Origin of the sequence: Ditibartonella apis (assembly GCF_001952075.1) — a bacterium.
Classification (GTDB): Bacteria; Pseudomonadota; Alphaproteobacteria; order Rhizobiales; family Rhizobiaceae; genus Bartonella; species Bartonella apis.
Map to the genome: position 1 here is coordinate 103,329 of NZ_LXYU01000003.1, position 25,591 is coordinate 128,919.

Annotated in this window: 21 protein-coding genes and 1 pseudogene; 10 read left to right on the forward strand and 12 right to left on the reverse strand. The window is 44.9% G+C overall.

Going from position 1 to position 25,591, the window contains the following annotated elements; genetic code table 11:
- Positions 1-132: 132 nt before the first annotated feature.
- The 6 genes and pseudogenes from PEB0122_RS07370 to PEB0122_RS11665 all read right to left on the reverse strand — a co-directional run bounded on the left by PEB0122_RS07370 (position 133) and on the right by PEB0122_RS11665 (position 7,853).
- Entirely contained in the window at positions 133-363 is a 231-nt protein-coding gene (locus PEB0122_RS07370; protein ID WP_075916461.1) for a hypothetical protein, read from the reverse strand.
- A 130-nt stretch (positions 364-493) separates the two neighbouring features.
- Positions 494-1,612: pseudogene (locus PEB0122_RS07375) on the reverse strand (N4-gp56 family major capsid protein).
- A 241-nt stretch (positions 1,613-1,853) separates the two neighbouring features.
- Positions 1,854-2,864 carry a hypothetical protein gene (locus PEB0122_RS07380; RefSeq protein WP_075916463.1) on the reverse strand — a complete coding sequence of 337 codons (1,011 nt, stop codon included), beginning with the start codon at positions 2,862-2,864 and terminating at the stop codon, positions 1,854-1,856.
- Between the two features lie 196 nt (positions 2,865-3,060).
- Entirely contained in the window at positions 3,061-5,139 is a 2,079-nt protein-coding gene (locus PEB0122_RS07385; protein WP_404801508.1) for a portal protein, read from the reverse strand.
- 247 nt (positions 5,140-5,386) lie between these two features.
- Positions 5,387-6,712 (reverse strand): phage terminase large subunit, encoded by a 1,326-nt coding sequence (locus PEB0122_RS07390; protein WP_075916467.1) that lies wholly within the window; start codon positions 6,710-6,712, stop codon positions 5,387-5,389.
- Between the two features lie 406 nt (positions 6,713-7,118).
- Positions 7,119-7,853, reverse strand: coding sequence for a hypothetical protein (locus tag PEB0122_RS11665; RefSeq protein ID WP_075916469.1), 735 nt, complete (start codon positions 7,851-7,853; stop codon positions 7,119-7,121).
- 704 nt (positions 7,854-8,557) lie between these two features.
- Here PEB0122_RS11665 and PEB0122_RS07400 point away from each other — a divergent pair.
- Positions 8,558-8,728: a YegP family protein gene (locus PEB0122_RS07400; RefSeq protein WP_075869020.1), complete on the forward strand. Its 171-nt coding sequence runs from the start codon at positions 8,558-8,560 to the stop codon at positions 8,726-8,728.
- Between the two features lie 326 nt (positions 8,729-9,054).
- Here PEB0122_RS07400 and PEB0122_RS07405 read toward each other — a convergent pair whose 3' ends face one another.
- Positions 9,055-9,993 (reverse strand): AbiJ-NTD4 domain-containing protein, encoded by a 939-nt coding sequence (locus PEB0122_RS07405; protein WP_143238474.1) that lies wholly within the window; start codon positions 9,991-9,993, stop codon positions 9,055-9,057.
- Positions 9,994-10,373: 380 nt separating this feature from the next.
- On the opposite strand from PEB0122_RS07405, the gene PEB0122_RS07410 reads away from it, so the two are divergent.
- Positions 10,374-11,975, forward strand: a complete 1,602-nt coding sequence (locus PEB0122_RS07410; protein ID WP_143238473.1) for a YibE/F family protein — start codon at positions 10,374-10,376, stop codon at positions 11,973-11,975.
- Between the two features lie 438 nt (positions 11,976-12,413).
- On the opposite strand, the gene PEB0122_RS07420 is transcribed toward PEB0122_RS07410, so the two are convergent.
- The 3 genes from PEB0122_RS07420 to PEB0122_RS07430 all read right to left on the reverse strand — a co-directional run bounded on the left by PEB0122_RS07420 (position 12,414) and on the right by PEB0122_RS07430 (position 14,787).
- The gene (locus tag PEB0122_RS07420; RefSeq protein WP_075916473.1) at positions 12,414-13,019 is read right to left on the reverse strand and encodes a hypothetical protein; all 606 of its coding nucleotides are present in this window, start codon (positions 13,017-13,019) and stop codon (positions 12,414-12,416) included.
- Positions 13,020-13,229: 210 nt separating this feature from the next.
- A complete protein-coding gene (locus PEB0122_RS11670) occupies positions 13,230-13,844 on the reverse strand; it encodes a hypothetical protein (protein ID WP_143238816.1) in 615 nt (204 codons plus the stop codon).
- Entirely contained in the window at positions 13,780-14,787 is a 1,008-nt protein-coding gene (locus PEB0122_RS07430) for a hypothetical protein (RefSeq protein WP_075916477.1), read from the reverse strand. The genes PEB0122_RS11670 and PEB0122_RS07430 overlap by 65 nt, the downstream gene beginning before the upstream one ends.
- Before the next feature lie 391 nt (positions 14,788-15,178).
- On the opposite strand from PEB0122_RS07430, the gene PEB0122_RS07440 reads away from it, so the two are divergent.
- From PEB0122_RS07440 to PEB0122_RS07475, 7 genes are all read left to right on the forward strand, one after another.
- Positions 15,179-15,469 (forward strand): hypothetical protein, encoded by a 291-nt coding sequence (locus tag PEB0122_RS07440; RefSeq protein WP_143238468.1) that lies wholly within the window; start codon positions 15,179-15,181, stop codon positions 15,467-15,469.
- Between the two features lie 157 nt (positions 15,470-15,626).
- Positions 15,627-15,806 (forward strand): hypothetical protein, encoded by a 180-nt coding sequence (locus tag PEB0122_RS11840; protein ID WP_075869012.1) that lies wholly within the window; start codon positions 15,627-15,629, stop codon positions 15,804-15,806.
- A gap of 272 nt (positions 15,807-16,078) precedes the next feature.
- Positions 16,079-16,813 carry a S24 family peptidase gene (locus tag PEB0122_RS07450; protein ID WP_225867825.1) on the forward strand — a complete coding sequence of 245 codons (735 nt, stop codon included), beginning with the start codon at positions 16,079-16,081 and terminating at the stop codon, positions 16,811-16,813.
- A gap of 628 nt (positions 16,814-17,441) precedes the next feature.
- Entirely contained in the window at positions 17,442-18,002 is a 561-nt protein-coding gene (locus tag PEB0122_RS07460; RefSeq protein ID WP_075916481.1) for a hypothetical protein, read from the forward strand.
- Between the two features lie 358 nt (positions 18,003-18,360).
- Positions 18,361-19,038, forward strand: coding sequence for an XRE family transcriptional regulator (locus tag PEB0122_RS07465; protein WP_083650282.1), 678 nt, complete (start codon positions 18,361-18,363; stop codon positions 19,036-19,038).
- Between the two features lie 38 nt (positions 19,039-19,076).
- Positions 19,077-19,958 (forward strand): XRE family transcriptional regulator, encoded by an 882-nt coding sequence (locus PEB0122_RS07470; RefSeq protein ID WP_225867826.1) that lies wholly within the window; start codon positions 19,077-19,079, stop codon positions 19,956-19,958.
- Between the two features lie 98 nt (positions 19,959-20,056).
- Positions 20,057-20,341, forward strand: a complete 285-nt coding sequence (locus PEB0122_RS07475; protein ID WP_404801507.1) for an XRE family transcriptional regulator — start codon at positions 20,057-20,059, stop codon at positions 20,339-20,341.
- 229 nt (positions 20,342-20,570) lie between these two features.
- Here the strand turns inward: PEB0122_RS07475 and PEB0122_RS07480 are convergent, their stop codons facing one another.
- The gene (locus tag PEB0122_RS07480; RefSeq protein WP_075916485.1) at positions 20,571-21,290 is read right to left on the reverse strand and encodes a hypothetical protein; all 720 of its coding nucleotides are present in this window, start codon (positions 21,288-21,290) and stop codon (positions 20,571-20,573) included.
- Between the two features lie 1,025 nt (positions 21,291-22,315).
- On the opposite strand from PEB0122_RS07480, the gene PEB0122_RS07495 reads away from it, so the two are divergent.
- A complete protein-coding gene (locus tag PEB0122_RS07495) occupies positions 22,316-23,956 on the forward strand; it encodes a Na+/H+ antiporter (protein WP_075869001.1) in 1,641 nt (546 codons plus the stop codon).
- Between the two features lie 119 nt (positions 23,957-24,075).
- Here the strand turns inward: PEB0122_RS07495 and PEB0122_RS07500 are convergent, their stop codons facing one another.
- Positions 24,076-25,440, reverse strand: a complete 1,365-nt coding sequence (locus PEB0122_RS07500) for an MFS transporter (protein WP_075916491.1) — start codon at positions 25,438-25,440, stop codon at positions 24,076-24,078.
- Between the last annotated feature and the right edge of the window lie 151 nt (positions 25,441-25,591).

Consider the following 25,591-nt stretch of genomic DNA (forward strand, 5'->3'; position numbering starts at 1 on the left):
AAACCTTTGTTTTCCGGTTTTTCTTCGAGTTCAGGTCAAGTGTTCTCAGCCGCTTCTTTCCGCTTGCGGTCTTCAAATCGGCGGCTGTTGATTGCGTTGTTGTTGCTTGCGCCGGTATGGAAGGCGCGGCTTTCAGTTTTCCGGCTTTTTCCGCACTGTTTCGAGATGTGCTTGCGGTTTTTTCACTCTCGCTTTTTTTGCCGGTTTTCGGGAAAGGGGCGTAGACTTTGTATCTCGCACATTGGTATCAGGCACATTTGTGTCTCGCACCTTCCCGCTTTCTGCGACAGGTTCATTGAAATCCATCAATATCCAGTCGGTATCATCGCTTGAAGGCATGTCTATAGAATAAGCATGGGTCATTTTTTGTTTCTGACAAAATCACCGGTTTTTTTAAAAAACACGGAAAGGGGAAAAACGCGCTTTAAACAGCTCGTCGAACAAAAAGAAAAAGGAGCACTTGCCCCTTTTTCTGTTGTTTCAAATGCCGTTGTTAAAGCGGCTCGGCATAGGTTGAAATGACGATGGTTGCGAAATCCTGTTCACCGATCGTGCTGTCTTTCAGTTTGAAGTTTGTTTTCTTCATACCGATCAGGGTTTTTGCCGCAACGCCGAGTTCGCGTTCATAGTCGAAGAATTCTTCAACCAGTTTATAGCGCGTTGGTCCGCGGTCCTTGCCGAAAGCGACGATGGAAGCCTGTGCCCCCAAAAGCACCGCACGGCGGGTGTTTGAAACAGGCGTGGTCGGGTCGGCAGAATTGACACCTTCGGTAATATGTTCGGCTTCACGCAGAACCACCCCGTTATACATGCCGAGCGAGCCGTCAAAAATCGGGTTTTTGGCGCGCGAACCCTGATAGGCCGCTTTTTGAATATCAAGCCATTGGCCGGTTGCTGTGTTGGTGCGCAATGCCGTCACCTGTGTCGGGTGCAGGTAAAGCACATAAACACTATCACCTTCGACACGCACAGGGCGCAAACGCGGATTGGCAAGTTTTGCCCGCTCCACCGCTTTATCAACCAGAGAAAGATTGAACACATCTTTTTCATCAAGGCTTTCGTCAGTGGTTTTGCCATTCGGGCGAATAATGCGCTTGTCGGTCGGGGCTGTCGGCTGGTTAAAACCGTAATGCACCGGCGACAATGAAATGGTGCGGCCTTCAAAGTTCATTTGTGTGGCGGTATAGCCGCAAACATGGGTAAAAAACATGAGCGACAAACGGTCGGCATACCAGTCGGTCAAACCGTCCTTGGCTTCGCTGCGCAAATCGAAAAGCACGCGCTACTGGTCGATTGTGCCCTCGTTTTTCACTCTCACAGCATGGGCAAGTTCATTGATGATAACAGCATCATTCAAGGTTGAAAGGGCTTCTTCATTGCCCTCCAGTTTAACCCCTTCCGAAACGCCTTCGCCCGTCAACTGGGTGCGCAAGCCGAAACGGACAGTATCACCCGCGCCTTTCTGGGTTTCGTCTTTAAGCTGGATAATGCTGTTGGTGTCGGTTCCGATCAAAGGCGCAATCTCGGTAGCTTTCGATACTTCGACGGCAAGTTTCTTCGACCAGGCACGAACAGCCAGAGGGTCGTTCACCCCGATGGATGTAATAGCCATTATGGCCTCCTAAAATTCAATTGATTTTCAAGCTTTTTGTCGCTTTAACGCGAGCGAACCAACGAAACCGGAAAACCTCCGGTGGGTGAAAATGATAACGTCCATTTCAAACGAAAATCCGCAAAAGAAAAAGTTGAAAGTTTTAAAACAAACCGGCACAAACTTGCTTCACAGTTCTGAAAGCCTCATGCATTTTGCAAGCCCCATCTTTTTGCAGGCGGTGGTTTTTAAAGCACAAACCTTATTCGCCCCTCATCAGAATGTTGAAGGCTCTTTCATTTCGCGGATTGGAAATCCATTCGGCAAATTGCCGGTCGCTCATGGCATCTATGGCTTCAAGGCTCAACGGGTCGGCAATAGCGCGCCCGTTTGATGCGGTGAGCGTGCGTGCGGCGTTTTTTTTGGCGCGCATTGCGGCAATGTCACCCCCCGCCATAGATTCCGCCATAGATCCAGTTGCGGATTTCGCCTTGAAGCCGATATTTTTTGCATAATTATAAATTGTTTGCGCGGGATTTGTACCGCTTTCCAAAGCACCTTTGACAATGGCTGCAAGCTCGTTGCCAATCTGCGCATTGATCGCATCGGTATTTTTAAAAGCAGGGTAGGCATCGGCGAGCGCCTTCAACTGGTTCACCCGTGCTTTATAAAGAAAATCGGCCGCCTCGTCGAAATCCGGCAGTTCGGCTTTGAGTGCGGTTACAGAAGTGGCAAAATAATCCTTCACCGCTTCCTGTTCTCTCGCAGTTTCAATAAATTGCCGCTCTTCGGCTTCTCTCTTTTGTCTTTCGGCTTCCTCGTTTTGCAATTTCGTGCCAATCCATTTGACATAGCCGACAAAATCTTTTTCCGGGTCAGGCGCTTCTGGTTGTGGCTGTTTTAACGGTGAGAAGCTCTCTCTTCCGGCATGATTTTCTGTGAATTCACGTGCAATTTTGAAACGTTCTTCAATGCGGGCAAGTTTGGCTTTTGCCTCTGCCGCCTCGGCTTGCGCTTTTTTGCGTTCTTCCCTTTCGGCGTGAAGTGCACCATGCGGAACCATATGGTTTCGCGCTTTTGTGGTTCTTTCGTCTTCTTCTTCCGCTAGCGGTTTTTCATGTTCCCCTTCCTGACTTTCGGAAGGTTCGGTCATAGTATTACTGTCGGAAAAATTTTCCGGTAAAGCGGTCTCATCGTCAAATCCGTTATTGTCGGTATTTTGGTGGCCAAGAACATCCTGTTCTTCCGGTGAAAATTCGGGTGCAATATCCATAAATTTATCCTTTAAACATGCCCTTTAAAAAAACGGGCAGCAGAGCATCAAAACGCCGATGCTTGAGGCGAAGCCGGTTCCTCCGGCAGGAAAGACAAAAGTTGCGATTGCGGGAGTTGAAAAGCAGCGACAAGCTGAAATGCCGCTTTGACAAATTTAAAACCTCATCCCGTCCAAGCTTTGTGATTAGCCTGTTTCAGGAATTGGCTCGCCCCGTTTGCGATTGTTCAATTTTCAATTGTTCAATGAGTGCGCGGTTTTTGGCTGTTTCGGTCTCAAGCCGTGCTTTCTGGTTTTTTAAAAAAAGATCGGCCGCTTTGGCATTAAGGTCGAGTTCACGGGCTTTTGCTTTCATATCAAGCTCGTTTGCCAAGGCTTGCAACTTCAATTGCTCGGCCTGTTGCCCTGTTGACTGTTCCGGCACGGCATTTTTTTCCATTGCTGCTTCTTGGCTCGTCATCTGTTCTCTGGCCATCTCCTGTTCTGCTTTTTGTTGAGCCGCTTCTTGTGCCTTGGCTGTCCATTTTTCAACAAGCGAGGCAGGTAGCGGTGAATAGCGCAGAATTTCCAGCCCGATTTCCGGTGTGAGATAATCTTTCAACATCGGCAACATCTGTTGAATAATCGCAAATGTCCGTTCTTTTTCATTGGGGCTTGTCGGTGCATCATCAACAATAATGTCATATTGGCTATTGGCGACCGCTTCATGTGTCAAAGGCACATATTTCTTGTTGTCATCCCCCACAATGCGGATAAGCCTTCCATCGGAAAGATAGTTCTGTATGAGATAAAGCATAATTTGCCCCTGTCTTTTCCGATAACGACGCAGCTCATCAAAAAGCGAGGCAAGCAAATTCAAAGAAGATTGCCGGCGCTGGCTTTCCAGAACACCGGGCTGGTTTACTTCTCTCGTGCCGATAAATTCTGAAGATAAGCCCGTTACATCGGAAATTGCTTCTTTGGCTTCATTGAAAAGCTCAAAAAAAACCACCGGAAATTGTGCTACGGGTTTCGGTTGAATGCGGGCATTTTGTCCGGCTAGCGCATTTTGTTTTGTCCAGGTAATGGCATCGGCGCGCGCCCAGCTTTCTTCTGCCTGCCTGTCATCATCAAAAGCTCCGCGTTCGGCAAGAATGCCGCCCTTCGATTGGCTATTTAAAAGATACATCACCTGGCTAAAAAATTTGTTCGCCCAACGCTGCGGGTCTTTTGTGGGGCGCACAATGCCATAATGGTGCTTTTTCATCTTGTCAAAATAGCCGGTAATGCATTCCCAACCAAGTTGCCCGTTCGGCACCATCGGCTGATCGGGTTCGGCAAGCAGAGCCTCGCCCAGAAAAGCCCTTTTCACAATCTTTCTTGTAAGCCTTACCGATTGTATTTCAGGCGAAATTTTCTTTTTTTCTTCATAGTCGTGAAGCGAATAATCCTGTGTTTCACCCGTCAGCGGGTCAAAAACCTTGTAAAAAGCCTCGCGCTCGAACCAACGGCATTCGACAAGCGTCACCAGAGAGCTTGCGGCAGAAGAAAGCCCCAAGCCTTGCCCCTCCGAAGCGCCCGTCAGGTCTTCACCATAGAATGTGTCGGAATTTACATGGGAAAGAGGTTCGCCACTGTCAAAAACACCATTTTTTGCCCAGCGCGCATCAAGCAATGACGGGTCAATATCGGGAAACATGCGGCGCGCTTCGGCAAGCGGCTTTTCGTCAATATACCAGAGGCGCTCCGCATCCACCAGATTGGCTTTCACCGCCGAGGCATCCCACACCATTTTTAGCGGGTCAAGTCGGCAAACAACCGGTTTACCCGCTTCATCATCGTCAAAGTCAAGGCGTGTATCTGTCCACCCCATGCCGCAAATGACGGTATCGGTAAAAGCTTCCGAATCCTCATATTCCGCTTCCGCCTGATCGCGAAACCATTCCGCCGCACCCGTCAATATTTCATTGGCTCTCGCATCTCCGATTTCACGCGGAATGAATTGCACTTCGCGTTTGTTGTTGCGCTCCGAGCCGATAACGGCATTGACAAGCGGTGCAATGCGGTTGAACGTCATGACAGGGCGTTTTTGCTCGAAAAGCGCCGCCTTGTCCTGGGCTTCCCACTGTTCACCATTATAAAAGGCATAGTCTTCGCGGGCATTTTTGCGCCATTCGGCAACATGCGCCATATCCTGCCGGAAAAGCTTCAGCAATGACTGGAAAAGAATATCTCTTTTTGCACTGTCAAAGCCTTCCGCAGAGCCATGTTCTAAAGTCTCGTTTTCTAGCATCATCATCAGCCCGTAAAATTATTGGTTAAAATTGGTCGCGCGCGGCCCGCACAACTTGAAAGTTCAATCCTGAAAAGCCGAAAAGCCCAAAAATTAAAAAAGAAAACGCGCAAGCGGGTAGGGGGCAAGCACAAGGCAATCGTCATAAAGAAACAAGAAAGTCAGGTCACATAAAACAAACGCCATTGCCGGAAAAACAAAAGCCGCCACATTGCGCATCCGGTTAGACGGTCGACAATTTTGCTTTTTGTTATCCTGCCATCCATGACGTATTGAAATCATGTCTCATGAAATTGCGCTGCCGGTTTTTAGAAATTTTTGGTGCTTCATAGGCTATACACATCAGGCCGAAAGCATCAGCCCCGTGGCTTGCCCAGTCATGTTCCGGCCCCAGTCCTATATCGCGTTTGTCGTCACGCTTTTCGTGATACCAACCCAAAGCATCACGTCCTGCTTCTGTGGTTTTTTCGTTAAACCAGATAGAGGGGAAAAGCCGTCTTGCCGCTTCAATGCGGGCGCGTGCTGCCCCTTTTCCCTGATTGGGAATAATGTCCACCTCGAAACCGGCTTGTTGAAGCGCACTTTCAAAACTCACATCCCGCACGCGATCTTTGGTTGCACCATCATGCGGCAATGTAATTCTTGCTTGTCCATAACCTTTTTCGCGCAGCCAGTTGATATGGGCACTCAAAGGCTGCCCTTGCGCTTCGTAATAATCAAGAACGCGGATTTCTTTTCCGATAAATTGCGCAATCCAGATAGCGGTTGCATCGGCTTTGGCGCCGGTGCCGCCAATGTCGAAAAAAGCTTGAAACGTCATTAACGGATCCGCCGGAACATTGGAAATGCGCCCTTCTTCTTTGGCAATTGCAAGACCGGTTGCAAAATAGGCTCCCTCCATTTGGGCAAGAAATCCACCCTCCCATATATGGTCATAACTTTCCGGCCGGTTCTTCAAATCATCAAGGCGGGCGCGGTTTAACAGATCGGGAAATCTCGGATTATCACGCCAATTCAATTGAACAGATTTGATACGCACATTTTTACTGTCGCGAAAACGCTTTTCAACGGCTGCCTCTTTTCTGAGCGGGTTCCATGTTACCCATAGTTCTGTGTTCCAACCGTCACCTTCTTCGCGCAAAGTCGGTATCAATGTGTTCCATGCGTGGGAGGTCACAGGTTCGGCTTCATCCACCCAACAGAGAAGTAACCGCCCCTTCGATTTGATACTGGCAATATTCCGGTCAAGACCGGAAAAGGCGTAAGTAATGCGCCCGTCTTTCGAGCGTATATAGGTTTCACCAATGGTGTAATAATTTTGTAAAAACGGATAATAGGCAATAGCCCTTTTGATTTCCTCCAGTGAGCTGTCGGCCAGCGAGTTCTGGAACTGGCGGGCACAAAGAATAATGCCGCGAATTCCTCTTTTTCCCAAACAATAGCCCACCACTGCGCTCATTGTGGCAAAGGAACGGGTTTTTCCCGAACCGCGCCCGCCATAGGCCGCCCTGACATCGGCAGGCCCGTCGAAAAGGGTAATGAGCTTTTCCGGCAATTCTATTTTTTCTGTTGTCATGAACCACCACAAAACCACCGAAACAAAAAGACCGGAGAAGACGTTTGCTACGTTCCAAACCAAATCCGTTAGCCTAAAAAAGCTTAAAAAGCTGTTCTGAAAACCTTCCTCACCACCTTGACGGATATGCAAAGAAAACGCTTGTTTTAAACAAGTATTGTCACACGCAAAGAACCACACTTTCAGGTAATAAAAGATCCCATCACGATAAGGCCAATATAAGAGAAACAGCACGTCAAGCTTTTTAAAAAGCCCACCATTTCAAAACGGGCACGACGTTTTTTTGAAATAATTTTCGAGACACGAAAAACAGTAAAACTCTCTCTTCATTTCGCATCGAAAACAAATTCGTTGAACAATTGCAAAACCGGTTCGCTTTTTTAAACACTTTTTCACCGGAGGTTCTTCAATCGTCTTTTTTAAGGATTTCCGAAAGTTCCTGATTTATCCCAGGTTCGTGAATTCCGCCTGTTCGCTTTTTAGAAGTCGTGCGCTTTTTTCCGGCTGGTTCATTTGCCATTGTCAAATCTTTCGGTGACGGAGATAAAGCAACCAGTTCGATTTTTGTAACGGTTTTTAATTCTTGTCCCTCTGAATTAAGTTCGGCAGGTAATACCTTGCCGAGTAGTGTCAGAAAGGAAGAAGCATTTTTTAAAGCCTGCGCTTCAAGATAGGAAACAAGCCCGTCTTCTCCCAACTGGTTACCGGCTTTTATAGCAGCTTTTAAAATAGCCTCTTTCAAAATTCCGGAAGCTTTCTTTTCTCGCACAGCTTCCCGCTTTTTTTGCTCGGCCTTCTTTGTCAAACTTTTTTCAGTCGGCATTGTTTTCAAAACTGCATTACTCTCTAGCGGCGATTTTCCCTTTCCATCATCCTCATCCTGCACGTTTTTTGTTTCAACTGCTCCGCTTGAATGCGCAGTTAGCTTATCGTTGCCAAGCACTTGCTGCTTAATTTCCTTTTCACGCCTCACTCTCGAACGTGCTGCCTTTTCCTCGAACCCATCACTATCCTGCACAGTTTCTTTTCCAATTTTTTCCATAAAAGGCGCAGCGTTTTTATGTTGACGCACCTTCTTAACGACGGTTTTTTTCACGGATTTTTCTGTTTCAGGAGGTGTTAGCTTTTTGGTTCCGACCACGTCCCTTTTCCTTTTCAAGGATAAAAATTTTAACTGTTAAATGCGCCATGGGCTTGAAAGCATCTGCCACACATCTGTTTAGCTCAAATTATTTCATTCAGCTTTTTAAAAGCATTCAACAAACGCATGAACAGCCAATGGAAATATTCATGAATAAAATTCAGTAATTTCAAATAATATCGTTTTAAACAGAATTTAAATTCAGCAAAACCGCTTCATTAAAATATATTAAAAATCAAAAACTGTTTTTTATATTTATAAACGTCAACAAAACGATAGATACAATTCTTGTTGTGCCGTATTTGTCAATTAATATTTAGTGACACATTTTTGCAAGAAAAAAATAAATGGGAAATTTAAAAATTTATTTTTCTAAAAATCAGGTGGTCGAAAGACGCGTGAATTTTTATTGGTCGCTCCTGTTACAGACCAATCGCCACGCGTTTTTAATTGTTGGATAAGTGATTTTGTCCTTTTGGAAAAATACAGAAATTCTTAAAAATCAAAACGAAAATTCAGAATAAAGACGGGAGCGCTGTCTTATTGCGTTGAAGAGTGTCACTCATAAAAAATAAAAGTCAAAAATAATCTTGCTTAAAGATAATTATTATCTTGAAATAATAAAATAAAATCCCCAATTCATCTAAAGTTTTTTGCGTAATGTTTCTAAATTATAAATAATCCACCTAAAAAAGGAAAAAATTATGAGATTTGAAATTTATAAAGATAAAAACGGCGAATGGCGTTGGCATTTGAAAGCGGCTAACCACGAGAAGATCGCAATAAGCGGCGAAGGCTATAAGAACAAGGCTGATGCTCTTCATGCAATTGATCTGGTAAAATCTTCTTATAACGCACCGGTTGTGGAAATTTGAAGCCTGAATATTCGCCTGCCGTTTCGCAGGCACATTTATCAAATTCCCTAATCGGTTAGTTTTAAGTTTAAAAGCTGGCGGCATCGCGCTACGCCAGCTTTTTAATTGACTATCGTTCTGGTGTTTCTTGGAATTTCTTCCGTCAATTGAAAAGCAAAACACCTTTCCTGCATTTTCTATCCCTCTTGAAAATGAAAAACATTGCCGGAATTTTTGCGGTATGGCGGCATAGAGTTACTCTCTTACGTCTGGGCACTTCTAAGATGTTGCAAAGTGTTTTGAAGTTATGAGCACCAAACGGTTTATCTCGATCATTTTCAAAAAAATTAATTATTGTCTTTCAACCTTGTACGGGAAAGCAAGTACGAAACGAAGGATGCGCAAGCCCCCAACATGAAAAGCGCATCGGCCTCGTCAACTGCTGCATTCGACTTGTCTAAAAGTGAATGTCGAATTCCGTTTTCATCAGAAGTAAAGCCGTAAAGTTCGCTCAACGCTTTTTTAAATGCCGGATGTAGAGGATAATTCTTTTCAATTTTTTTCAGTGCCGAGCCGAGAGTGGCATTTTCCCCGACAATTTGGCGACAAACCGCTTCCACTGCGCTGATGCTTTCCCGAACGCTATCTGCCCACTTCTGGTGATTTATTTGTTCTCCGGCTTTGAGTAAATGGCTATGGGCACCAAGCTGGGCTGTATCTCTGGTCTCATCAAGTGCAGCAACATAGGTCTTGCCCTCAAATTCATTACTGATAGGTTCAATTTTCCCATTGTAAATAGTGTAGGCTAAGTGGTGCTTTTTAAAAATTTCTTTTAAAACATCCCCAAATATTCGATTATTACCATTATAATTATGTGCGTATAAGTTTAACTGTTTTTGATTGTAAATAAGTTTTTCTAATAAATCAAATAAATTGAAAAAATTACAATCATCTATAAAACGAAATAAAAAATTCATAATAAATCTTTTCTGTATGGAAGTTACTTCACTAAATTCCATGTACTCATAATGATATATTTTATTAACCTCTTTATGTTCAGAAAATTTCTGATAGGTTCCCCCGCAAATATTTATGAAAATATCGCAAAAAATGTCTATTGAGGAGATAGGAATACATTCATAATCCTCTTCCGGAATAACTTCGTCCAGAAGAGCCTTTATCTCTTCTCTGAATGCGGTTGGTATGTCTTCTAACGCAAGCTGTTGAATAACCGGCGCATAGCCGTAGCGTTGGGAAAATGGAAGATCGTCAGTAGAATCGCTCATAATTAAAAGGTCATACGTTCTTTTGAATAGTGAAAATATAATGTCTTTGGAATGTTCAAGTACTAACAGATTCTGTGGTTCAAAAATAGCTTTGCCTTTTATCACTTCACGAAATTGAACGCTTTTTTCTTGCGCTTAAACGACATTCTAAACGGAAACGACAAGTTCGGCTTTGACCATGAAAAATTCGCTCCACGAGATAATGCCATAAATAGCCGTCATTTATTCCCTTTCTCATTTTTGCGGAAGTTTGAAACAATTGACAAACAAACACATCACACAAATAGCGGTTGCAAAAAGGGGAAAACCACATCCTATCATTGCTTTTGTCTGAACTTTTGGCATAAATCGCTAGGGTGAGAAAGTGGAAAAAGCGGAAAATGCCTTCAAATACAAACGTCGATAAACAAAACGATAATCTTGAACAATCAAATGAAGCAGATGAAAAATTCATTGCTTTTAAAAAGCACATGTTCTGGTCTGGTGTTTTCCCTTTAATTGCGGCGATAGCTCTCTCTCTCCCGAATTATTTTACGTGTGAAAAAGGTGACAATGTTGTTGGTGCGGTCATTTTCTTTTTTGTTGTTGCGGCAGACATATTCATCTTGCTTCCCGCAATCATCACGAAAGAAACAAACTGGCTTGCGCTTCTTGTCTCGACTATTTTATGTATTCTTTTCCTTTGCCTCTCGGTTTTTTATCCATTTCAGGACTTTCAATATAGATTGAAAGTTATTTCCTTGGTCGCGATTGTTGCAACGCTTTTATTCGTGATTTTGAATAGCTGGATCAATGCAGTCTTTTTCCCGTCGAAAAATGCCAATATTCGCCAAAGTGTCGATTTTGCCAGCAACCGTTTTGCCGTTGATGTTTTGAACGTCACTTTAATTCTCGGCACATTGTTCGGGACGATTGCTTTTCTCTATTTTTATCCGGATAAAGACAATTCAACCTTTTTCGGTGGCATTGATATTAAAAATGTAGCCCTCGCCACCGCCGGTCTTGTTACCTTTTTCTGGGCGGCCAAAGCGACCAAAAACAAATCAATCGAGCTTGAAGAAAAGAAACAGGATGGCAAACGTCATGACAATGAAATCGCCATGGCAAAACGGCGTGACACCGCCCAGCTTATCGCCGAAGCATCGAAGCTTTTAAGCAGCGAAAATGACGCGCAAAAATATGCAGGCCTTTCTTTTTTGAATAGAGTTGCCAGCGATAGCGAAGGGACTTTCAGAAAAGAAGCATTTGATATTTTAACGGATTTTATCATAAATGCCAGCGATGTCACAACGGCGAATAAATTTCGAATGCGAGCTATTCGTTATGCGGATGATTTGGTCGGAAATAATCCTGATAAATTTCAAATCAATGAATTTATACAAATATCAAGTCCACGCGCGAGATACGATTATATAGATAATATTAATATTAATATTAAAAAGTTATATGTTGCATACAGCAGATATATAATTGATGAGCCGTCATTGCTAGAAAAAATACTATTTAATAAACTCAATCAGGTTGCATTTCTTGACTGTTATCTGGGTGGGTCGAACTTCAGAGAAAGCACGATAGATATAACTAATATATCAGCGTGGAAATGTGAATTCACGTATTGCAAGATTAAAAAGCTTAATGCATCACTTTTTGTTAGGCTATATGATCGCTCAACGGAAGGATATATTGATATAAATTATGTACCCGATAGATATTGGGAAAATGGCGATTTCGAGAACAATAAGTTCGTAAAATGTGATTTTAGTGATTGTTTATCATGGGGTGAAGTTAAATTTTGGCTCGAATGTAAAGGTGGTTTGGGAGAGGCCTTCGACCAGAGCTATTATTATTCAGGTCATGCCCCTAAAGGTTTTGATAAAGAAAAAGATAGAGATTTATTGATTGAAATTACTTCAAAAGAACAATTTGAAGAGCTTTTCAACGAAGAACAATTACCTTATTCCCCACCGGACGATAAAAAATAAGCGCAAACGGTCGCGTGCGCATAAAGATAATTGAATTTCCTTTAAATTTTAAATCGATGCTATCTCTATCACCGCAAGGCAAGCGGTTATCTTGCGCATTTTCGCTTTCCCCGTCATTGCACGGTGATAAATTGCGCAAGGTGTCAATGAAAAGGCAGGGGAGTGCCTGCCTTTTAGAAATAGTGTTGCAGGTCGGAATAAAAACGGCGGGCTGAACTGCCTCTTTGCGTGCCGCCCCGCATAAGTTGCAAACCGAGTTTGCTCTTTCAGGCTGTAATCTTTGCTAAAAATAGACCTAGCTAACAAAATAGTCTTTCCCGCCGCATAACAAATTGCAACAAAATCATAAAATTCCGGTCGCAATATGAATTTTCCGCTGCCTAAGAAAATCCGTTTGAAAAATAGAATTCCCGTTGCGCCATAAGGGTCATTAAAAATTTAATGACCTTTATTGGCAAGGAAAAAATGCCGGTTTAGCGCATTGAGCACAAGCCTTGTTGCGCCGACAAGGTGCGGCAATTCGAGATCTTCCAGCACGATATATTGCAAGGCGGCATAAAGGTTATCAATTCTGTTATCGAATTGCGCTTCCTGAATGGCTTCTCTTGCGGCGAGATATTGCTTTTTTGCGCGCTTGCAAAACGCTTCATAAAGTTCGGGATTCGGCGTGCTGTTAAAATCGTCATAATAGGCGGCAGGCGAAAGCAGTGCTTTTTTATAATTGTTATCAACCTCGATAAATTTCAGCGCGGCATTGTACTGGTCTTCGCTAATGCCGCCGCATTCAGGACCAGCCAAAAAAAGTCTGCCAATATAGGTGGAAGCGCGCGGGTCTTTTGCCTGTTTTTCGGAAAGGCCCGTGTGCTTTGCACGCATCAAAATAGCAAGACGATCAATCGCCTCACGCGGTTTTTTTGCGCGGCTGCGCCTGCCATTCGGTTCCCGTACAATACCTTCGATACGTGGCCTTCCGCGCCCGCGCTTGAGCCGGAGTTTTCCCGCCTTTGAACGGGCTTTCAATCTGATAATTTCAACTTCCTGCATGGTTAAAGCCTTTCATGATCGCTTTTTATCGGGTTGTTGTTTGAAGTCTTGAGTTTGAAGTGTTGTTGTTTGAAATCTTGTGGTTCGCGTTTGTGCCGCCCAAAAAACCATTGGGCTTTTCACAGATGTTCCATGTCGTCCCATAGCGTCCCATACCGTCCCATACCGTCCCACATTGTCCCGTGGTGTCTCTTGCTGTCCCATTCCGTTTCATTCAGCTTCATTGAACGCGCATTTCTCTTGCGGGCGGGAAACGAGCCGCCCTGTTTCATGTTCTGTTGTTTTGTTTTTGCTTGCGTCCGTGGTTTGGTGGTCACAAGCCGGTTTTTCTTCCCGCGCCTCCGGAATTAAAACGTCGTTTTGTTCTTCTTCACCGGCTCTTAAAAGCCGCTCCACAGTGTCGATTTTCAACCATTCGGTTTTTTCGATATGTTCGCAAAAAGCAGCGAGTTCCGGCGCTGTCGGCATGAAGGTTTTGTTGAAGCCTTCCGCCTTGCCGCGAATAATCAAAAGCACCGATTGCATAATGGCAAAGCTGCAAAAGCCGGAAAGAGCAATCATATAGGATTTGGCAGCACTTTCCCCGTCTAAATCACGCGGCAGGCGCATACCGCCCGAAAGCAGCAAAAACTGGTCCATGATTTCGTCGCTTCGCGCCTTTTTTAAAAGTGTATTTTTTGCTTCCTCAAGCGTGTGCCTGATTGTTGCAATTTGAGCGTTTGTCGGTTTCTTTCCCGCCTTGAAGCGGGGCGGAAAGCCTTCAACTGTCGTGAGGGAAACGAGTTTGGCAAGCGTCAAATCGAGGTGCGAGACGGGCCATCGCATCGGTAACTTTTCTGGCTGTCGATCTTTTATCATATCCGAATTTTGCATTTTTTCGCTCCATTACGGGGGCAGGTTGGTCATTCCAGCGTTCCTGATTGAGAAACGTTGTCGGGTTAAGCCAGGGGCGGTCGGGCGGTTTGTCGGCGATATAGCGTTGAAGCCCCGCCATAATGGCGGCGAGACTGTCTTTTTTGCGCGCTTTCAAAAACGCCGTTAGTGCTTTCGGCTTGCCGCATTTGTTCGGGAAAGCAGGCCAGAAAATTTCATGAAATTCGACTTCAAAACTCCGTTTTTCAGGGCGGCTCGTTGCAAGCTCTGGAACTTCGTTTTTTCCAAAATTCCAGCTTCCAAAAATTCCCGAAGGTGAAGGCAAAAGCGGCACGCCCGCGCTTATGCCGGAAGCTGACATTGCGCCGGAAGCCTCGTCCCTTTCAGCCGCAGACAACGTTCCGGTGATCGCTGAAAGTGGCGCATTTTCTGCTTGCGGAAAAGCTGAACTTTCAGAAAAGGAACAAGCCTTGCCCTTGGGCAAACTCACGGCCAAAGAACAAGCTTTGTTCTGCTCGCACCCCGCGGGAAGTTCTGGTAAATTTCTATTTCCGCAAAAGGAAAAAACGTGCCCGCCTTTTTTGTCTGTTGGCTCTTTGACAAGCGCATCCGAACACGTTTCAGAGGAAGCGGGAAAGGGGTTATTTTCTTTAAGGGGGTGTGGGGGAACCTTTCTTTTAGGGGAAAGGGGTAATGTTTCCTCGCGGTTACAATTTTCCTCTTGTAACGTTACATTGTTTTTCCGTGTCAGCCTGAAACGACGCACACGTTCGCGCGTACGGGCACGGCGCTGGTCTTCCCGCTCGTCTATATCGGCAAGAAGTTCCAAAATGGCCGACATTTGTTCGGTAGAAAGGTTCAAACCGGCAAGGCGGCGTAGTGTTGACGAATCCATTTTATAAAACTCTCTTCTCTGCCTTGAAAAATGCTGTTTGGCCGCAAGCCTGACGCGCAAAAAATTCCGATAATTCTGGAGAAAAAACGGCTTTGAAAACGCTTCCACCTTGAAGTGCCAAAGCCTTGCTTTTTCGGGTTATATCTTTGATTTTTCCGCTGACGCTTTTTGCCGACAAGCAGACTTTTGTTGCGCTCGAAACAATGGTTTTAAAAATTCGGTTTGATTTTTGTTGTCCTGCACGCGCAAAAAAAGGCGCGCTCACACAAAGCCTTTTCCCGAAAGCGGTGAGGCTCACCGGTTTAAAAATGGCGGTTGCTGTTGCCTTGATAAAAACAACAAGTTGTTTAACTATTTCATCAAGTGATTGATGAAAGACAAAGGAAAAAGAATGCCCGTTATTAACCCGATAAGATCTGCCACTGTCAATGCAGCAGCCACACCGGAAGAAGTCGCGTTCCGTTTGTTCAGTATTATTGCCGGTGCTTCTGAAAATACGATTGATAGCAAGGATGTTCTTCCGCTTTTTGCCAAGTGTATGATCGCTGTCGGCAAACCGGAAAATTTCCTTTCCGAGCCCCAGAAATATGATGTGACACTCGAAAATACCAATGCCAGAAAGGCTTCCGCAGAAGGTACAGGCTCGCCAGACAATTCTTCCGGGAGTGCCAAAGCCGAATAAGCCTAATTTGCTTTTATTTAAAAAAGATCGGGATAAAGAAAAAGAGCGGGAACAAAACGTTCGGCATAATGATCGGGGCGCAAGCACAATCGGTAAGCAATCGACGCGTTCTCTAGCGGTTTGAAATACGCTTTGAAGTTTAAATACGCTTTGAAGCATGCCGGAAGAAGGCGCAACGCAAAAGCCGCACTTCAAGGCCTGTCCGCTTTTAAAAACATTTACCCATGCAGCTTCATCATCTGCCGCTTTATTCTCGGTTGAAGCTTCTAAAGGCCACGTCAGCAGTGCGGGCTTGCGGTTAAAGCAGTTCACCAGCTGTTTTATGTGCAAAACATAAGTGTCTAATAATTGTGACACGCCAATATCTGACAACACGCAAATATCTGATTTGTCCATTTGTTCCACCCCGAAACATGGCAAATACGCCGTCTAAAAAAACTCACAGGAAAGCGCGCACTGCACCTTCCATCTCTTACCCGCCACTTTTGAACACTAATAATGTTATAATACACTCAAAAGTAGCTAACAGTTGTATAACAACATCATTTATAGCAGATTGTCAACATGATTTATGTTTATTATTCTGACATAATGCATGTTATGAACACGATGGGACAAAGATTGCGCGAAGCACGGCTGAAAGCGGGCTTTTCATCTGCAACGAAAGCTGCGGATGCAATTGGTGTGAGTCATTCGACCTATCGGGCTCATGAAAACGGGCAGAATGATTTCGGGCCTGAAGAGGCCGCCATTTATGGCCGCAAATTCGGCGTGAGCGCATCCTATCTTTTGACAGGTGAAAACGGCGCAAAACACAAGATCGTATCAAGTTTTGATCCTGATATTCCTGACCGGATCGATAGCGATGTTAAAATAAGATCGCAATTGAAAGACGGCGAAATTCCCGAAATTGATGTCAAAGCAGGCATGGGCGCAGGCGGGGAAATTATGATTGTGAACGGTGCAAGCAACGCCGTCCAGATTTCGACAGAAGTGATAAAAGATTTTTGGCGTTTGCCGGAAAGCCTGTTGGCAAAACTCAATGTTGTCGCGTCCAATGTTGCAGTTCTTCCCGCTTATGGGGATAGCATGTCGCCCACCATTCACGATGGCGATGCGGTGTTTATCGACATATCGCACCGTGTTCCATCGCCTCCGGGAATTTATGCGCTGGCTGACGAGCTTGGCGGGGTTATCATCAAGCGTCTGGAAGTTGTCTCCCGCCCCGGTGCCGATGAAATCGAGGTCGAGGTTATATCGGATAATCCCCACCACAAACCGCGCATTCTGAATTTAAGCGAAATCACCATTCTTGGCCGCTATATCGGCCGTTTTACGCGCTAAGAAATTGGCATGAAACAGGTGTCAACAGCATCGACATGTCGAATGCTTATCTCTGTTCAAGACAGTCTCCATGGCCGAATAATCAAGGAAATGTCATCAAAGCTGAATATCCAAGACCAACAATTTTCTCTCACCCAATTTGACGGTGTAATAATTGTCGGGCTGATCTGATGAACCGAAGTTTAGTCCTCAAAAATGCTTTGTTGACCGCTAATTTCACTACTCTCCACGGGCTATCTTTTTCGATCAATCTTCAAAACACCAGAGCCTATAAGACTTTTTTGTTGTTCTGATTGGCTTGTCGCTCTAATTGGAAGTAAAATTCATTTATAAAATCCATTATTTCGAGGGAAATTCCGGCGGTATTTTTCGTCTTTTCCAATTGATTGTCCGGTTCAACTTTGATGTTTTGCAGCAACCATCCAGTTTTTTTAACAAATATAAAAGTCCAAAGAAAAACCATTAAAACAACCAGGTATTAATCGGCAAACGATTCGCTATCCTCAAAAATTCCGAATATTTCAACATGAAAAATGTTGACATTATTCATGTCAATTTCTTACGATTCCCTCATTAAACGTGTTGAAGCTTAATGCGTTTCTGTCAAAACAGGCGAGGGGTGGGCGGAATGAAAATGCCTAAAAATTATAGAAAAACTTTAAAGCCGCAAGCCGGATTTCTTCGCCACGCTGATGACCAAAAAGGCTCGCCCGACAATCGTTCAAGCGTTGACGAAGAAATACAACCGCCATTCGGTAAAACTGATGTTTCTTGCAAAGAAACAGGTCACGCAGAAATAGATCAAGAGCAAAGCAAATTTGCCGGTATGGCGGGGAAAACTTTGGATGGTCTAAAATCTGCAGGGATAGATCAAAGAAATCCGGTTAACCAAGCCGAAAAGGCAGGAAAAAAGCACAAGGAAAAAGAGCGCTTCTCGTGGGGCGATATAAAGCCTTTTTTGAAAAGCCTGAAAAACCATTCGCGGGCAGAAAAAGTGATGGTGCTTGCATGGAAACTTTATCGTTCAAGCCCGATGACCGAGGAGACGTTCGACCCGTTGCGGTTTGCTCTTTTCATGAAAACGGCTCAAGGCGAAGTGGAGCACGAAAACGACCCGCCAATTACCATGACACGTGAAGAAATCCTCTTTATCGGTTCCGATTGCGCCACCAGACCGGACGAACGTTAACCAATAGTGTCTCTCCGCTCTCTGTGCAGATTAGAGAAATTACGCTGGATAGTCTTTTCTAAAGAGATTGCATTGTTTCATCACACAGTTGGTTCACTGATAAAACCAAACAGACCGGCTTAAAAATGAACGAATATTGCGCCAGTGTTCCCAACTTTTATCATAGGTTTATTATGCGTTCCGCCGGTATCTTAATCGCCTGTTACCTCGTTAAGCCTGAACGGAGTACCGGATTTATCAGATAATTACGTCTAATATTATTTTTGCTTGAATACTTTTATAAAAGCCAACAACGCCAATCGCTTTCACTGGATATTTTAGTAGTGTCATGACATTCTACACGATATAAATAAAACTGATGGTGCAAAATGTACTTTTTCTAAACAAAACTATGGATTTGAAAGAACGTATAAAAAATTCGCGCATGGCAGCCAAGATGACGCAAGAAGAGTTAGCAAAAGCCGTTGGCAAGACGCGTAACGCAGTTGCCCAATGGGAGTCTGGAACGGCTCATCCGCGCCCGAACACCCTAGAAGATATTGCCGGAGCACTTAAAGTCTCGCTAGAATGGCTTCTACTTGGAGATAAAAATGCGGGTGAATACGATAGTCGGCAGATATCTGGCAGACCAGCAATAAAGCTCATTCCCGTTTATGGGCAAGCGGTAGCAGGAATAAACGGCGAGTTTGCTTTTGACGGTAAAAAGTTGTTTGAGGTGCCTTGCCCGCCCCAATTATTGAATGTGGAAAACGCTTATGGCGTGGAGGTCTCAGGCGACACAATGTCCCCGCGCTATGAAGATGGCGAAATTGTTTATATCGACACAGTGCGAAGAGTAAAAAAAGGCGATTATGTCGTTGCAAAGATAATGATGCAAGAAGAGGATAGCTTTCCAACGGCATTCATAAAACGCTTTATTCGCCATAATGAAAAAGAGCTGGTGCTTACACAATTAAATCCGGCAAAAGAACTGGTTTTTCCACATCAACACGTTCTTTCAGTGCATTGTATAGCCTTGGCAGGCGAAGGGCTTTAGTGGCAGTCTATCTATAAATTTTAATGTGGGAGTGGGGCATGAAAGAAGAGAAGAACAAAGAAATCGGCAATAGGCTAAAAGCAGCGAGAAAAGCTGCCGGTTTTTCCTCGGCTAAAAATGCAATCATTGCTTTGGGGATCAATTATCCGACATATGTTGCGCACGAAAATGGTAACCGCGGGATTGGCCGCGAAATGTTAAAGCTCTATGCAAAGCGGTTTGGTGTTACAACAGATTGGTTATTAAGCGGAAGAAAAGGTTCTGTAACCAATCGCTATAAAAGAAAAATCGACGAAAAATTAAGTTTTATTATGGAAGCAACCGGCTGGAGGCAAGCTGATCTCGCAGAAAAGCTTTCTGTGACGCAAGCATGTATCAGCCGGTGGTTTTCAGGAGCAGATCCACGTGGGGAGCACCGCGATAAAATAACTGAAATTTTTAACGCTATCACCGGAAAAACGGAGATTACCGGAAATACGCAAATTTCTTCAAAAAGCTATGTTCCTTTGATGGGATATGTCGGAGCAGGGGCAAAAATTAAACCGGATTTTGGGGAGATGCCACCCGACGGATTAGGTTTCATCGAGATCCCCTTTCCAATGCCTGCTGATATGGTGGCTTTTCGGGTTCGCGGGGATTCGATGCTACCGGTTTATCGGGAAGGCCATATCATTATCGTATGCCGAAACCAGACGAAGCCGCTTGAAGCATTTTATGGCGAAGAAGCTGTTGTTCAAACAAGCGATGGTCGCCGTTTCATTAAAACGATTATGCGCGGTGTAAATGGCGTCAATCTTATTTCGTGGAATGCCACACCGATAGAAGACGTTAAGCTGAAATGGATAGGCGAGATATTCGCAGTTTTACCACGTCAAGCACTGCGCCATGTTGATAAAAATGTAGGCTATAGGGCGGGTTAAAAACGGGTGTAGAGCACAGCCCTTGCTGACACTCTGTTATGAATGTGTAGGAGGAAATTTTGTCACAACCACAAACTTCTGTTGATTGGCGTGTGCGTTTGACACAAAAAATCGAAGAGAGCGGCAAATCAATGCGAGCGATTTCTATCGCTAGTGGGAGAGCGGCTGGGTATGTTTTTTCGATTATGAAAGAAAAGAAAAACCCTACAGCGGAAACGCTTGCGGAAATATGCGCAGAAATAGGTACAAGCGTTTCTTATATTTTGTACGGCTTTGATATTTCTGCCGAAGGAGAAGAATTTCTCGAGCTTTTTTCACGGGCTTCACCAGATGTGCGCGCTGCAATCTTAACGCTTTTGCGAGCAACAACCGGCGCAAAATAAATAAAACAGCTTACCGCTCTTTGGCACTTTTCTGTAAAAAACGATCGAAGAATGAACGAGGCGGTTGTGGTCAGTTCTCAGGGCTTTTTTTGGCTCTCGACTAACGCTTCAACCATCGCAATTATCGCTTGCTGCCATTCCTCACGCCGATTTTTCATCCGAAAACACAAGCGTTCGGAAATTCAGTTTTTTAAAAAACAAGTAATTGCGTGATGAACGCTAAAAGCAATTATCTCCGCGCTGGTGGGAAGCTTTTCGGCATATAAGTGCCGGTCGGCTGGTCAGTCAAAATCTCGTTTGGCCGTGAAGCATTGGATGGAGCAGTGGCAAGTTGTTCGGCTGCTTTTTCGTTTGCTGAAGTGCCGCCGTTCCGGTTCAGAACTTCTTTGATATCGTTGAGTTCACTGTCAACCTCAGAAGAGGCTTCACCATCTTTCCCGAAATAGACATCAAGCATTTGGTCAACTTCTTCCGCCTTTTGTGAAGATGGGTCAGCCATTGCCTTGACAATGTCTTCCGCCTTCAAGCCTAATTTATCAAGGCCGAGCCTTTTATTGATTCTATCCATAAATTCTTCATAAGCTACCGGGTCTTGAGATTTCATGTAAGCCAATCTGTAGTGGATAAAATTGGCCAGATCTTTGAGATCTGTTCCACCTTTATCAAGATCAATGTCAAGGCTCTTTGCTATTTCTTTCAGTATTTTTGCTTTGAATTCGGTTTTGCTCATGCGGCTATTATCAAATACTGTAGCGCCTGCAATCTTGCTCCGTATTTTGTCATAGGTCGACTTTTCTTCCGCTTTTAAAGGAGAGCCTGTTTCTTTGGCTTTAAAAATTTGTTCCGTCGTCGTGGGAGCGCGTTTGGCCTGTTGTTCGTTCTGGTCAATCCTCTCTTGCAAGATTTGGACAGAAGCGAATTTCAAATTCTGAACCGGTGTCATCGCCATCACTGTTTCTCCCGTATTGTTACCCGAATTTACATGCTACACAATATTGTTAAACCTCTAAACATCTGATAAATACTATCATATTTTAATTTTATAACAAAGTATAAAATATAAAATACGTTTTTAATAAAATTAACACTTGAACAAGCATGCCGAAATTATGAAATGAAGTTCTTTATTACTGTTCACTCAAAGCTATTGTGCGGATAATAAGACCGGCATTTCTATGATAAAGCCTTAAACACGCTCATCTGTTTTGTTTTGAAGGTGAAAAATTGCGGGAAATAAAAAAGAAATAGAAAAGTGAAAATAGCCTGCATTCCCTGTAAAAACCGGTCTTTTCCCCACGCACCAAGGACGATAAAACCTCTTGATGACGGGGAAGGGGAAGACCGATTAACGGGCTTCCTATTTTATCGGTCTTTTTAAAAAGTTTGAACAGGGTGTCGGCAAGAGGGGAAATATTACGATTTCGTTTTTTAAAATCCGTCATGGCTTTGACCCGCAAGCCGCGAACTCAGCCGTTTTTTTGTGTTCCATTCTTTTGATTGAAGGGAGTGCAGACTTATTCAAAATATAAAAGCCCAAGATGATAAAAGTCTTTTCCAATTATGGGTTTTTTAAACATCCGCAACGTTGCACAGCAAGCCAACAATATGGAACATGGCGCATTGCTTTTAAAAAGTCGGGCAAACTCTTCTCAACATAAAAACATCATGATTAAGCATTTTTTGAAAAGTCTGAAGAAGCCGCAACTGACGGCGCGTTTCTTTGAGTGGATGTTTTTTCGGGTAACAGTCAGATTTCAAAGAGTTACAGAATTTTGATGAAGTACCATTATTTTTCATTGAATAGAAGAAAGACTGCCTACAATTTACCATTATTGCCGCTCATGACATGGATCCGGATCAAGCAGAAGAATTTTTTCAGGCTTCTTTCATGAGTTCCGGTTTTTTGTTTATCTTATTGAAACTGTTCATTGCCTAAATTGCATCGAAACGTTTTGTCTGTGAAAGGGTTCAAGGGTGGAATCGGTTGTTGTGATATTGATATTGCTTGTTGCTGTTGTTTTCAGCGGTGCAATATCGCGCGCACTTCCTTTGCCCATTCCGTTACCACTTATCCAGATTGCTGTCGGTGTACTGGTTTCACTTGTCGGTGACATGGGCGTAAAACTGCGGCCGGAAATGTTTTTCCTGCTGTTTTTGCCGCCACTTTTATTTCTTGACGGCTGGCGCATTCCCAAAGACGGTTTGAGACGCGACCGCTGGACCGTGCTTGAAATGGCTTTGGGGCTTGTTGTTTTTACAGTTCTTGGCGTCGGCTTTTTCACTTATTGGATGATTCCAGCCATGCCGCTTTCGGTGGCTTTTGCACTTGCCGCCATTGTTTCGCCAACCGATCCTGTGGCCGTTACAGCAATTGCCAAACGTTCGCCTATCCCGAAGCGCCTGATGCACATTCTTGAAGGTGAATCGCTGTTGAACGATGCATCGGGTCTGGTCAGTATGCGCTTTGCTGTCGCTGCTGCCATGACGGGCTCGTTTTCGCTCCTTGCCGCTTTCGGAACCTTTTTATGGACAGCTGTTGCCGGTCTTATTATCGGGGCAGCAACGACCTTTTGTGTCACTTGGGTCAGCACTTTCTGGAACAATAAATTCGGTGAAGAAACCGGTTCCCACATTGTCGTAAGCCTGCTTACACCTTTTGCTGCCTATCTTGCTGCCGAACAGGTGGATGCATCGGGAATCCTTGCCGCTGTTGCTGCCGGTATTTCCATGAGCTTTACCGAAGACAGTTTGCGCAACCTTGCTTTAACGCGCATTCGCAGGCTTGCTGTCTGGGACACGGTGCAATTTGTTGCCAATGGTGTCATCTTCGTCATTTTGGGTGAACAACTTCCCCATATTGTGAGCGGCGCGGCAATTGTGGTTCAGGAAACCGGCCATCATGAACCGATCTGGCTTGTGGTCTATGTCATAGCGATCAATCTGGCATTGGCTTTGCTCAGATTTATCTGGGTTTGGGTCTCTCTGCGTTTTACGCTTGCACGTGCCTATCGGCGCGGTTTCAAACCGTTTGTGCCAAGCTGGCGGCTGGTTGCTGTGACATCGCTTGCCGGTGTTCGTGGCACGGTCACTCTTGCCGGTGTTTTGACCTTGCCGCTTTTCTTGCCCGACGGTTCACCATTTCCTGCACGCGACCTTGCAATATTTCTGGCAACCGGCGTCATCCTGATTTCGCTTGTCATGGCAAGCGTTTCGCTTCCCTATCTCCTCAAAGGTTTGGAATTGCCGCCCGAACCTTCCCATCAAAAGGAAGAAGAACGTGCCCATATTGCCGCTGCCGAGGCGGCCATCAAAGCGGTTGAACAGGCGGTGCACAATTGGGGCGAAGGCCGCAGCGATGCCGACCTTTATACAACAGCCGGTGCGCGCGTCATGTCGAACTATCGTGAAAGACTGGCCGACCAGAATGTTTCGGATGCCGATGCGATCAATACGCAGAAGGTTGCAGAAATCGAGCGGCGTTTGCGCCTTGAAGCTTTGAAAGCCGAACGCCAGACCTATTTCGCTTTCGGCCGTCGTCACCAGCTTTCGGAAGAAACAACTGCAAAATTGATCCGCGAAGTCGATCTTCTGGAAACCCGTTTTTCAAACGGCTGAGCGAAATTTTGAAACGGTTTTATTGCCCGAGCGGTTCAAACCGTGTGGCCTGCGGGCTGTGGCTTGAATGGCAGAAAAGACTGGCCAAAAAAGACCAGCCAAAAAATAGTGAACAGACTTTATGATTTTTTGGCTTTTCCGCTTGTTAGCCGCAAGCCGCCAGTCAGCACAGCGAGTAAAAAACAGGCTGTGCCGCACCACAAAGCATAGCGCGAGCCGTAATGGGAAGACATAATCAGGAAGAATGCAACAAGTGTGCTTCCCACCGATTGGCCGATAAGCCTTGCTATGCCCATAATACCACCGGCTGCACCGCTTCTGTCGGCAGGCGCGGAAAGCATGATAACGCGCTGGTTGGGGGCGTTGAAAAAGCCCATGCCGCATCCGCACACCATCATGCAGATCACAATCACAAAAACCGGCGTTCCCTCACCAAGAAGGCTTAACGAAAACATGCCGCTTGCACATAAAAGCATACCGATAGCAACAAGCAGAACCGGTGAAAAATGGTCGGAAAGCCGGCCGGTAAAAGTTGAGGTGAGCGCCGCACAAGCAGGCCACGGAGCAATCAGAAAGCCGGTGGCAAACTGGCTTTTATGCATCAACATCTGGAACGAAAAGGGAAGCGCTACAAAAGCAATCCCTTGCGCAATAAAGGCAAAAAGGACTGCAAGAATGGACAGGGTAAAAATCCGCGAAGAAAAAAGATCAAAGGCCAGAAACGGGGCAGGGTGGTTTTTCTGGCGGATGATAAGGGCGGAAATGGCAACAAATGAAATGACAAAGGTCGGAATAATCATGGAAAGCGGCTGGCGGTGCGCGCATTCACCAATGCCGAAAATAAGAGCGGCAAAACCGATGCCGCAAAAACAGGCGGCAAGATTGTCAAAACGATAGTGGCTCAAGGGCGTTTTAGGGAGTGAATGGAAGGATATGGCAAGCGCCACAAGGCCAAGTGGAACATTCATCAAAAACAGCCAGTGCCAGGTGGTAAACCACAAAATAAGCGAGGCGAGTGTCGGTCCCAAAGAAAAGCCCACTCCCATGCAAATGGCATTGATACCAAGCCCGACACCCAGTTTTTGCGGCGGAAAGGTAAAGCGGATAAGGGGAAGGTTGGTACTCAATATTCCGGCCGCACCAATACCTTGCAAAATGCGTGCGCCAACCAGTGTTGGAAGCGACCATGAAAGCCCGCAAAGAAGCGAAGCGAGGGTGAAAACCATGAGCCCGACAATGAAAATAATGCGAAAACCGATCACTTCGCCAAGGCTTGCGAAGGGAAGTGTCATTGCAACCATGGCGAGAAGATAGGCTGTCACCGCCCAAACGGTTGAAGCTTCGCTGGTTTTGAATTCCTGTGCAATTGTGGGAAGGGCGGTATTGGTAATACCGGTGTCGATCATTGCCATAATAACGCCGAGGCAAATTGCAAAAATAGCGGCCAATTTATAGGATTTCGTTACTTCAGCTTTTGTATTCACTTGCAACGTCTCTTTAAAAATGCGGACTTCAACCTTGTGTCAGCCGTCTTTCCGGCCAAGCTTTTTCGACATGACTATAAACATGAACCGGCTCTAAAAGCATAAGAATATTTTTGTGAAGAAACGCATTCCAACACATTTTTCGGGCAAT

What these genes read in the sequence shown, in the direction of transcription:
- PEB0122_RS07370 (WP_075916461.1), bottom strand. Translation starts at nt 363, where the DNA reads ATGACCCATGCTTATTCTATAGACATGCCTTCAAGCGATGATACCGAC.
- PEB0122_RS07380 (WP_075916463.1), bottom strand. Translation starts at nt 2,864, where the DNA reads ATGGATATTGCACCCGAATTTTCACCGGAAGAACAGGATGTTCTTGGC.
- PEB0122_RS07385 (WP_404801508.1), bottom strand. Translation starts at nt 5,139, where the DNA reads ATGATGCTAGAAAACGAGACTTTAGAACATGGCTCTGCGGAAGGCTTT.
- PEB0122_RS07390 (WP_075916467.1), bottom strand. Translation starts at nt 6,712, where the DNA reads ATGACAACAGAAAAAATAGAATTGCCGGAAAAGCTCATTACCCTTTTC.
- PEB0122_RS07400 (WP_075869020.1), top strand. Translation starts at nt 8,558, where the DNA reads ATGAGATTTGAAATTTATAAAGATAAAAACGGCGAATGGCGTTGGCAT.
- PEB0122_RS07405 (WP_143238474.1), bottom strand. Translation starts at nt 9,993, where the DNA reads ATGAGCGATTCTACTGACGATCTTCCATTTTCCCAACGCTACGGCTAT.
- PEB0122_RS07410 (WP_143238473.1), top strand. Translation starts at nt 10,374, where the DNA reads ATGCCTTCAAATACAAACGTCGATAAACAAAACGATAATCTTGAACAA.
- PEB0122_RS07420 (WP_075916473.1), bottom strand. Translation starts at nt 13,019, where the DNA reads ATGCAGGAAGTTGAAATTATCAGATTGAAAGCCCGTTCAAAGGCGGGA.
- PEB0122_RS11670 (WP_143238816.1), bottom strand. Translation starts at nt 13,844, where the DNA reads ATGCGATGGCCCGTCTCGCACCTCGATTTGACGCTTGCCAAACTCGTT.
- PEB0122_RS07430 (WP_075916477.1), bottom strand. Translation starts at nt 14,787, where the DNA reads ATGGATTCGTCAACACTACGCCGCCTTGCCGGTTTGAACCTTTCTACC.
- PEB0122_RS07440 (WP_143238468.1), top strand. Translation starts at nt 15,179, where the DNA reads ATGCCCGTTATTAACCCGATAAGATCTGCCACTGTCAATGCAGCAGCC.
- PEB0122_RS11840 (WP_075869012.1), top strand. Translation starts at nt 15,627, where the DNA reads ATGCCGGAAGAAGGCGCAACGCAAAAGCCGCACTTCAAGGCCTGTCCG.
- PEB0122_RS07450 (WP_225867825.1), top strand. Translation starts at nt 16,079, where the DNA reads ATGGGACAAAGATTGCGCGAAGCACGGCTGAAAGCGGGCTTTTCATCT.
- PEB0122_RS07460 (WP_075916481.1), top strand. Translation starts at nt 17,442, where the DNA reads ATGAAAATGCCTAAAAATTATAGAAAAACTTTAAAGCCGCAAGCCGGA.
- PEB0122_RS07465 (WP_083650282.1), top strand. Translation starts at nt 18,361, where the DNA reads ATGGTGCAAAATGTACTTTTTCTAAACAAAACTATGGATTTGAAAGAA.
- PEB0122_RS07470 (WP_225867826.1), top strand. Translation starts at nt 19,077, where the DNA reads ATGAAAGAAGAGAAGAACAAAGAAATCGGCAATAGGCTAAAAGCAGCG.
- PEB0122_RS07480 (WP_075916485.1), bottom strand. Translation starts at nt 21,290, where the DNA reads ATGGCGATGACACCGGTTCAGAATTTGAAATTCGCTTCTGTCCAAATC.